Origin of the sequence: Neobacillus sp. NPDC058068 (genome assembly GCF_042885335.1) — a bacterium.
In the GTDB taxonomy this organism is placed as follows: Bacteria; Bacillota; Bacilli; order Bacillales; family Cytobacillaceae; genus Neobacillus.
Map to the genome: position 1 here is coordinate 1 of NZ_JBHVSI010000072.1, position 1,061 is coordinate 1,061.

The window sequence follows — 1,061 nt, forward strand, 5'->3', positions numbered from 1 at the left end:
GCCCGGAGGCGAGGCGTGGACGGTCTCCTGGTTGCCGGGGCTACGGGTGGGTGCGGCGGTGGCGTCCGGTGGGGCGGGTCGGGTCGGTGAGCGGGGGCAGGTCGAGGGCGGTGGGGTGGCAGATTCCGCGCGGGCCCGTCGACACCCCGCGTACGCTCTGGTCCAGCGGAAAGGGGAGCGGCGATGGAGCGGGTGGTCGACCTGGACCAGGCGGCGGTGGAGGTGGCCACTCGGATGTCGGGGTGGCGGGTCGGCGGGCTGACGGTGGGTGAACTGACCTGGCGTGATCATGCGATCCCGTGGTCGCAGCAGTTCTTGACGAACCGGGCGCGGGTGGGCGATCCCGACTCGGTGGGAGTCACGCTCGCCCGCGGGGAGGACCAGGCCCTGGAGGTGGTGCTGTACCGGGGTGGCTGGGCCGATGTGGACTTCATGTCCGGTGACGACGGCGGAGCCCTGCCGGCCGCGGACATCACCTCCGCAGCGGACTTCGGCCGGCGCCTGGACCGCTGGGTGGCCCACGTGTTCGGGGCCCGCCCTACGGGCTGACCACTGGGCCGCACCGGCCTTCGGCACCACCCCCGAGAGGCCTGGCCGCCCTTCGCCGTGCCGAGGTGTACTGGCCGGTGCTGCGCGAGCAGCGGTGGCAGCGGATCCGCGAGACCGACCCGCAGTGGGCCGCCATGATGGAACAGATCACCAAACGGCCACCCCGCCACCAAAGACGCTGACAACCACCCAGAGGGGGCCGCCAGGCCCCGAACAGCGGCCCCGGACGGCCCCAGGCCCGGCCCGGACAGGCAGGCGGCAGGCGGCGCAGCACCACCACGGCGAGCACCACCAGAACCACGACGACGACCCGGCGCAGCGGGCGAGCAGCACCTCGACGACCCGGCACAGCCGGCGCAGCACGAGCACCGGGACGGCGAGACGGACACCGGCCCTCCCGCCGACAGCGACCAGGCGCGCGGCCCGCCGAGGGCGGGCCCAGGGGTTCAAGGTCTCGTCCAGCCGACTGTCGGTGTGTCAGTGCCGGACTCCGGGTTAAGGTCTCTCTGGAT

The 1,061-nt window shown here is 73.7% G+C and carries 1 protein-coding gene; it reads left to right on the top strand.

Features of this window, described 5'->3' with window-relative positions:
• Nucleotides 1–183: 183 nt before the first annotated feature.
• Entirely contained in the window at nucleotides 184–549 is a 366-nt protein-coding gene (locus tag ACFVSW_RS28030) for a hypothetical protein (protein ID WP_387319898.1), read from the top strand.
• Nucleotides 550–1,061: the final 512 nt, after the last annotated feature.